6 protein-coding genes are annotated in these 8,960 nt (G+C 29.5%); 5 read left to right on the top strand and 1 reads right to left on the bottom strand.

The window, feature by feature from the left end:
• Both WBG30_RS09975 and WBG30_RS09970 read left to right on the top strand, forming a co-directional pair.
• The coding region (locus WBG30_RS09975) for a nitroreductase family protein (RefSeq protein WP_424504505.1) at positions 1-425 on the top strand (425 nt) is incomplete at its 5' end.
• Between the two features lie 273 nt (positions 426-698).
• Positions 699-3,407 (top strand): hypothetical protein, encoded by a 2,709-nt coding sequence (locus tag WBG30_RS09970; RefSeq protein WP_424504504.1) that lies wholly within the window; start codon positions 699-701, stop codon positions 3,405-3,407.
• Positions 3,408-3,595: 188 nt separating this feature from the next.
• Here the strand turns inward: WBG30_RS09970 and WBG30_RS09965 are convergent, their stop codons facing one another.
• Positions 3,596-5,371, bottom strand: a complete 1,776-nt coding sequence (locus tag WBG30_RS09965; RefSeq protein WP_424504503.1) for a cation:proton antiporter — start codon at positions 5,369-5,371, stop codon at positions 3,596-3,598.
• 164 nt (positions 5,372-5,535) lie between these two features.
• On the opposite strand from WBG30_RS09965, the gene WBG30_RS09960 reads away from it, so the two are divergent.
• The 3 genes from WBG30_RS09960 to WBG30_RS09950 form a co-directional block, all read left to right on the top strand.
• Positions 5,536-6,399: an RluA family pseudouridine synthase gene (locus WBG30_RS09960; protein ID WP_424504502.1), complete on the top strand. Its 864-nt coding sequence runs from the start codon at positions 5,536-5,538 to the stop codon at positions 6,397-6,399.
• A gap of 75 nt (positions 6,400-6,474) precedes the next feature.
• Positions 6,475-7,464: an ornithine cyclodeaminase family protein gene (locus WBG30_RS09955; RefSeq protein WP_424504501.1), complete on the top strand. Its 990-nt coding sequence runs from the start codon at positions 6,475-6,477 to the stop codon at positions 7,462-7,464.
• A 94-nt stretch (positions 7,465-7,558) separates the two neighbouring features.
• Positions 7,559-8,960, top strand: a 1,402-nt coding sequence (locus WBG30_RS09950) for a UDP-N-acetylmuramoyl-L-alanyl-D-glutamate--2,6-diaminopimelate ligase (RefSeq protein WP_424504506.1), incomplete at its 3' end; no start/stop codon positions are given.

Here is an 8,960-nt window from a genome sequence, read left to right as displayed (position 1 = left end):
AAATAAATCAACTACTAGGTGCTGGGAAGGTAGCTCCCAGTGGAAAAAATAAAAAACCATGGGAATTTATGGTGATCGAAGATAAGGAAATATTAAAAAAATTATCTATGATAAAACCAAAGGGAGGATTATTTTTAGCAGAAGCTCCTACAGCTATAGCTGTAATAGGAAATGAGGAGATATCTGATACTTGGATAGAAGACTGTAGCACTGCATCGACATTTATCCAATTAGAAGCTCGTCATCAAGGCTTAGGGTCATGTTGGGTGCAGATGAGGAACAGATATACCGAAGATGGAGGAGATGCAGAGAAGGTAGCTAAAGAGATCTTGGAAATACCAACTAATAAGAGACTGCTTTGCGTAATTGCTCTAGGATATCCAGATCAAGAAAGACCAGCGTATAAAGAGGAAGATATTTTGTAGGGAGAGACCCTCTAACTCCTCCTTCTTATGGTTTCTCTCAAATCAGAGAAACCGAGGCAATAACCATTTGATGTTATAGAGTAAGGTCGTGGATCCCCGTTTCTTAGAGGGATGCCTGACGGGCATGTTGAGTCCGACGAAACTCGTAATATATTTACTGAGGAGTAGAATAACATCTAGAAAAAGAATTAAAAAGAATTGAAAAACTCTGACTTTATATGAAGTTTTTTAAACTCGTCTTAAAGAAAGAAAATATAAATGGGGAGAGAGTAGATGATAGAATCTAGTGTAATAAAAGTGATATTGATAGTAGCTTTAAATATGTGTTTTGTGTGGGTATGGGTGAAAAAGGAAAATCTTAGAAGTGTTATGCCTTTTAAAATTATAAGAAAAGTAGAAGAAAAAGTCTTTTTAAAAAACTGTAAAAAAACAAAAGGGATTATTTCTTTTATAGGGAATATGAGTATAAATATATTTTGGATATTCAATGTTTTATATGTGATTGTAATAGCTAAAGCTTTTGAGAAGATTTTAGATATAACCTTAGGTTTTTCATATGGAATAAGATATATTGAAAAAACAATTGAAACACCATTTTTTAGAATTGATTATTTTGGTGTTAAAACCTTAGATGAAATTGCTGCTTTTATATTAGATATTGGAAATATGCCAACATTATTTGTAGGATTAACAGGAATGTTAGTAGCTATTTATATTTATGCAGTAAGTGTAGATAATAAATTGAAAAAATTTATGTTACTAACCTTACTAGGGAAGGAGGAGTTATTCTATCTATCGTTTTATATTGTAATTTTATTTATATTTGGAAGTGAAAGTGTATTTTTATTAGGACCTATTGGATATTTAATATACCGTTTAGTTAGAAGTGTATATTGGATAATAAAAGTTAATAGTGAGTCTTCTTATAAAGAAGTTTTTGAAAAGGTTATGGAAAATATATTCACTGAAAATGAACAAATAGATTTATATATAGGGGTAAAAAAACAATTATATAAAATGGTAAAGATGGAAGAATTACAGGAAATAGAGGAATACCGATATTATTTTAATAAGTTTTTAGATGTTTATAAAAATAAAATAACGTACGTAGATACTGATATAAAGTATGGAAAAATAATTAAGTTTTTATATGATTTATATGAAATAGTATATGAGAAAAAGGATGATAGAATCTTTCAAGAAATTAGTTATTTACATATAAAGTTAGCAGAATATTATTTGAGAGACAATGATAAGGAAAATTTCTATTGGGCACTTTGTGGGATGGAAAAGGTATATGACTATCATTATAGAAATGGGACTGATAAATTTGAATTGAGAGTAGTCGATGCGTTTAGGTTTGATTACTTAGGAATTTGGAAAAAATATAAGGAGAATTTTGAAGATGGGATAGAATGGTATTCTCAAATGTTTAAAGCTATCACTGAGGGAATTAAAAAATCAGTAATAAATGAGGATTTTTATTTTTTCCAACAATTTACTTATTTAATAGAACATCAGTTTAAATATCAGAAAGAAATAAAAAAAGATTATAAATTATTGGAAAAATCAGTTTATTTTGGAATTTTACTATATTTGAAGGAAGAAAAAAGAAAATCGAAAGATAATGAAGATAGATTAAAAAAAATGGATGAGTATATAGAATTTATAGAAAGGTTGTTATCAAACAACAACCTAATAGATTTAATTGAATTGTATGAATTTATTGGTGAAGAGATATATGGATGGAATGAAGAGTATAAAGATAGATTGAATTGGGATAAATATTATGAAGGAAGAAATTTAGTTAGGGTATCTTTTGACCCTGTGAGAACTGATGGAGAAAAGAATAAATTGTTTTTTGAATTATTAGGAAAAGTTAGGAATTTTAAAGTTTATGAAAATAGATTATTAGAAGATGAATGCTTAGAACTATTATTAAAAAGGTTAGATGATGAAGAGAGAAAAAAATTAATTAAAAGAATAGATAAATTTAAAAAAAAAATAGGCTGGTTATTGAGTGAATTAAAACAACAAAAAGAAGAATTGTCTCTAATAAATGAAGAGTATGAACAAGTAAAAGGATTATTTGAGAAAATAAGAATTAAAATTAAAAATAAAGAAGAAGAAACGGTTGTGGAATTAGAAATATCAGAAAGGAAAATAACTATATTTAAGAAAAAATTAGAAAAAATATTATCAGAATCTAAAATTATAAGATGGTTGAAGGATTTAGGAAAATATAAAGGAGACATCAAAGAAGAAAAAGGAAAAACTAGATATATTGGTCAATACATGCAAAAGGAATACTTTGTTGAATTAGGAAATGAAGGTGGAACTAAAGCTATAGCAGAATCTTATGGAAAAGAACAGAATAGAGCTATTGAACAAATTATAATAGAGAGTATAGAAGTTAAGAAAGAAGACACAAATTCTATAGAAAAAGCATTAGAAAAGATAAAAGGGAAACCATGGATTATTTTAACTGGAATTGACATGTTTAGCTTCTTTTATGAAGAAAGTGGGAAAAGTAGGAAAAATATTGTGTTAAGTAGTGATTTAGATAATGGATATTTTGAAAAATATGGAGAAATATTGGAAGGAATCTATAAATATAAAGGAACAGAAATACCCATTTATAATTTCAGTAGTGATAAGAAAGGAATATATATATTGGATTCAGATGATATAGTAGAATTTATTCATTATGATGCAAAGGAAGAAGATGAGAATAGTAAAAATATAGAGAAGAGATTTGATAAGAAGGTTGGATATTCTCACTTAACAATAATTGAGACAGAGAAAATTATAAAAAGTGGAGAAATAGATAAAATATTAAAATCTGGAATTTTAAAAGATTACGAAACAAAAGAAGAAAAATTAAATAAATTCAAACAATTAGTTTGGATTACATTTGTTCAAAAAGGTGAGTTGAAACTAAAAGATAATGCTGTGGTTTATAAGGTTGAATTTAATGGATAAAGTATGACCCTCTTCCCTTGTTAACTGTTGTCTCCCTCGTAGGGAGAAACCTATAGTAAATTTTCTTCGCTTCTAAAATAAGGATAAAAAAAGAACCTCTCAGAAAAATTCTGAGAGGTTCTTTTGATACTTTCAAACTCTACTTCAGTATCTCCCTACGAGGGAGACACTATAAGAAGGAAGAGGGTCTACCCCACTAATATATTCCTAAGCAAACTATGATTTAATTCGCCTTCAAGACTTAGATCTTTTAAAGTAAGAATTATACTCCTAACAGTTTGTAGATATTCCTGTGGTTTATCTTTAGGAGTGATAACTAAAAATACTATATCTATAGGTTTTCCATCTGGAGAATTCCACTCTACAGGACTTTCTAAGAAACCACACACACAGATAGTTTTAGTAACCTCATCTGTACGGCAATGGGGAATAGCTACTCCCTTTCCTAGTGCTGTACTTGCTAATTTTTCACGGGTCATAATTGCATGGGATATTTCATGTACATCTTTGATAAGTGACTTTTCTTTAAGTAGTACAGTTAATTTTTCAACTGTATCCTCTTTATTTTGGGCTTTAAATTCCCAAATATTCCCCACGATATCTTCAATGGCAAAATGTTTTTTCTTTTTATGAGATTTATATTTCTCACCCATAAATTTATTCCAAGATATTAGAGTTCTCTCAGATATCCATGCTCCTCCAATCTCAAATATAACTAAAGCAGGAATAATAGTATTAAAGATAAGGTCTCCTCCATTACCTTTTAAGACAGTGGCTACTAAGATAGTTTCGACTGCTGCCATTCCAGCTTGAGGAAGCATTAGTTTTGGTAAACTATTTGTAATCTCTTTTTCTTGACTTGTGATACGACATCCAAGCCATGTTCCTATAAGTTTTGCACTACCTCTTACCAATAGATATCCTAAAACAAAGACAAATGTTTTGCTAGAGAAAGTTTCTAATTTTACACTGGCTCCAATTAGTGCAAAGAAAAATAAGTTTAAAGCTGGCATAACATTACCTAATTGCAGAGAATGAAATATAGCGTGATAGTGATAGTTAGAAACTAGAGCACCGGCAACTACTGCCATTATTAAGAACGGTAGGTGAAAATGTAATGCCACAGCAGAACCTACAGCAATAATACCTGAAATAATAAAGAAAAGTTCTATTGAAGGCATAGGTCCATAAAAACTTTCAACTTCAATTTCTAATCCATCTGTTTTTTTAGGTTTCACAGTAAATTTTAGGAGGAAAAAAATAACAACTCCTATTAATATAGCAAAGAAAAACTCTTTTACAACTTCAAAGGCAAGGTGACCGAAAGACAATTGTTCTCCATTTTGCATCATTACGGCTATACCTAAAAATACAGAAAAGAATATAACTTCGATAATATCATCTAATACTACGATATTAGCTAGAATATTTTTTAATTTGCCCTCGACTTTTAATTTATTCATAAGGATAAAAGTAAGTGCTGGTGCTGTAGCAATTCCGATAGAACCTACAATGGCTGAATTGATAAGTGGGAAATGAAAAACTTTGAAAAAAACTAGTGTTATAGAAATCCATGCAAGCATAGCTTGAGTAAGACATATAATAGTAGGTTTGAGACCCATTTGTTTTAATCTATCAAAATGAAGTTCTTCTCCTAAACTAAAGGCTATAAGGCCTAAGAAGAAAAATACAAAGAAATGACTTTCCTCAATTACGTTACCATAGGTAGTAAACCCATGGGTATATACATACTCCAATTTTTGGAAAAAATGCATAGAAGATAATCCTTCTTTTTGTGAAGCCCAGTCGTGCACTAATGTCCATAGGTGAGGACCGACTAACATTCCTCCTAAAATTTGACCTACAGTTTCTCCTAATTTTATTTTTTTAGCAATAACTCCTCCAGTATACGCTCCAAGTATTAGCATTCCGATAGCTAATATCTGAATTTTCATAAAGTCCATAGAATCCCCCTAATAAATTAATTAATTAACTAATATTATAAAGCATTGTATAAAATTTAACAAGATTATATCCTATAAAATGTTATTTGGATTTATGTAATTGAGGAAAGAATGGTTATTATATGATATAATTTTAACAAATAGAAAATTTTAGAGGTGGAGTAATGGATTATAAGATAACAGAGGAATATAAAGATACTAGAGTAGATAAATTTGTTAGAAAAAAGTATGAAGGAGTGAAATTAGGAGAGATATTTAAATATCTTAGAACTAAAAAAATAAAGGTAAACGGAAAAAAAGTAGAGGGGAAATATAGACTACAAGTAGGAGATGTTGTAAACGTATTTTTACGTGAGGGAGCTACTGTAGAAAAATCATTTATAGAATTGACAGAAAGAGAGATAAAATATATAAAATCTGGGATCGCATATGAAGATGAGAGAGTCTTGATATTTGATAAAAAACCAGATATGGTTATGCACAAGGGCAGTGGACATGACTATGGATTATCAGAGATGCTAAAAGCATACACAAAAAATTTGAATTTTACCTTTGTAAATAGGATAGATAAGGCTACTTCTGGGATGATTATAGGGGCTAAAACCCTACCAGTAGTGAGAGAATTATCCGAAGAGATCAGAGAGAGAAGGGTAGAAAAAAAATATTATATTTTGGTAGACGGAAAACCTAAAAAAAATAAGTTTACAATTAAATCTTATTTGAAGAAAACAGAAACAAAAGTAATAGAATTAGATGAATATGAAGATGGTGCTAAGGAAAGTATTAGTTATTTTAAGACTATCAAAAATGGGAAAGAAAGAACTTTACTAGAGGGATTATTAGGAACTGGAAGAACTCATCAGCTGAGAGTTCAATTAGCCAATGAAAAGATGCCTATTGTAGGAGATATGAAATATGGAATTAGTAAAGAAAGTATGATGTATCTATATTCATATTATGTAAATATACCTAAGTATAATATTGAGATAGAAAGGGAGATACCTGAAAATTTTATGAAAAAAATATAATATTAATAGAATTTTAATTCCAATAAATATGAATAATAGATTAGATCTATATATTATAATAACGAAAAGGAGGGTATGATAAAAAATAAATATTTATCATACAAAAATATGATTTTTTTAAATAGAACAGCAATTGAAAATATAATCTCTTTAGAAGAAGTTATGGATGGTGTAGAAAATGCATTTTTAGCTTATGAAAATAATAATTTTGAGATGCCAGATAGGATCCATGTGAATAATAAAGAAAATACGCTTCTCTATATGCCTTGTTTCACAGATGAAATTTTTGGAACAAAATCTTTGACTATTTTCCCTAAGAACAGTCAAATAGATAAGCCTGTTATAGATGGGTTCATGACTTTAAATGATCCTAATACTGGAGAGCCACTGGCAATGATAGATGCAAAAACTTTAACAGAACTTAGAACTGGAGCAGTTGGGGGAGTAGGAGCTAAATATCTTTCTAAAATAGATTCTTCAACTTTAGGTCTCATAGGAACAGGAGTTCAAGGATTTCAGCAAGTGCTATTTATATCCAAAGTCAGACCCATTAAAAAAGTAAAAATCTATGGTTCAAATAAAAAAAAATTAAAAGATTTTTCAAATCGTTTAAAAAAGAAGATTGATATCGAGGTAGTTATTTGTAACTCAGCAGAAGAAGTTCTGAAAGAAACTCATATTGTGATTACAGCTACTAGCTCAGATAATCCTGTTTTACCTGATAAGGTTGAACTTCTAGAAGGTAAAACTTATATTGCAATAGGATCTTATAAGCCTACTATGAGAGAACTTCCAAAAGGTATATATTCTCTTATAAATAAAATATATACAGATACTTATTTTGCAAAGGAAGAATCAGGAGATCTTTGCTATCCTCTATCAGAAGGTTTAATAAAAGAGGAACAGATTCATACTATAGGTTCTTTTCTTAAGGATAAAGAAAAGAAAATTGACGAAACAGTATTTTTTAAATCAGTAGGAATGGCTCTTTTAGATTTATATGTTGCAAAAATTATATATGAAAAAGCTATTCAGTTAAATATAGGACAAAAAATAGATCTTTAAAATATAAAGTCAATATAGATATTTATGAAGGGATAACTCATGAATTATTCCTGCTGTAAATCTGTGTCGTTATAGGAGGTAAAAAGTGAATAATATAGAAAAAACATTAGAAAATATTGAATATAAAATATTAAATTATGGGGAAGAGATAGAATATACTGGAATGGAATATGATTCAAGAAAAATAGTAAAAGGAAATATATTTGCAGCACTTGATGGAAGTGTAGTGGATGGTCATGATTATATAGAAAAGGCTATATCCTTAGGAGCAAAGTGTATATTGGTTTCTAAAGGTGTAGAGATATTAAATAAAGATGTTACATATATTTTAGTAGAAGACCTGAGATTACATCTAGGGGTAATAACTTCTAATTTTTATAATTGGCCTCAAAAAAATCTAAAGGTTATAGGGGTAACGGGAACCAATGGAAAAACAACGATTACTTATATCCTAGATGAAATTTTAAAAAATACAATGAGAATAGGGACTGTAGAATATAAGATTGGTGAAGAAATAATCCCAGCTCCTAATACAACTCCAGAATCTATGGATTTGGTAAAAATGTGTAAAAAAGCTGTAGAAAAAAATATAGAATATTTAGTGATGGAAGTTAGTTCCCATGCTCTTGAAATGGGTAGGGTAGAGATGCTAGATTTTGATGCTGGAATATTTACTAATCTTACTCCAGAACATATGGATTACCATAAAACAATCGAAAATTATTATTTGGCTAAGAGAAAATTATTTACTAAATTAAAAGATTCTCGGTGTGGAGTATATAATATAGAAGATACCCATGGAAAGAGATTATATGATGAATTCGGTGGGATAGGTTATGCTGAAGAAATTGGTGATTTAAGAGGAAAGATAATAAGTGTAGGGAACATAGAGCAAGAGATAGAGGTAACATATGAAGGGAAAAATTACAGATTAAAGAGTAGACTTTTGGGAAGATTTAACCTTATGAATATTCTGGGAGCAATTGGAGGAGGTCTTCAATTAGGACTGGATATCAAAACTATCCTTGAAAGATTAAAAGGGTTAAAAGGGGTTCCAGGAAGATTTGAAACTGTAGATAGTGGTCAAGATTTTATGGTAGTAGTGGACTATGCTCATACTGAAGATGCATTAAAGAATATTTTGACTGCTTTAAATGAGATAAAGAAAGGTCGAATCATAACTGTATTTGGATGTGGAGGAGATAGAGATACTACAAAAAGACCTAAGATGGCAGAAACAGCAGAAAAACTAAGTGATTTTGTGGTATTGACGTCAGATAATCCTAGAACAGAAGATCCAGAGTTAATCTTAAATGATGTAGAAAAGGGTTTTAAAGAAGCTAAAGATTATATAAGAATCGCTGATAGAGAAAGAGCTATAGCAGATGCTGTATCTATGGCAACGAAAAATGATATTATACTCATAGCAGGTAAAGGACACGAAGATTATCAGATAATAGGTAGAGAAAAGATTCATTTTGATGACAGAGAGATCG

The organism is Psychrilyobacter sp. (assembly GCF_049671765.1).
GTDB lineage: Bacteria > Fusobacteriota > Fusobacteriia > Fusobacteriales > Fusobacteriaceae > Psychrilyobacter.
This window is presented reverse-complemented; position numbering and strand designations above follow the sequence as displayed.

Excerpts from the sequence above, each read along its gene's own strand:
- WBG30_RS09965 (WP_424504503.1), bottom strand. The coding sequence starts at position 5,371 with ATGGACTTTATGAAAATTCAGATATTAGCTATCGGAATGCTAATACTT.
- WBG30_RS09970 (WP_424504504.1), top strand. The coding sequence starts at position 699 with ATGATAGAATCTAGTGTAATAAAAGTGATATTGATAGTAGCTTTAAAT.
- WBG30_RS09960 (WP_424504502.1), top strand. The coding sequence starts at position 5,536 with ATGGATTATAAGATAACAGAGGAATATAAAGATACTAGAGTAGATAAA.
- WBG30_RS09955 (WP_424504501.1), top strand. The coding sequence starts at position 6,475 with ATGATAAAAAATAAATATTTATCATACAAAAATATGATTTTTTTAAAT.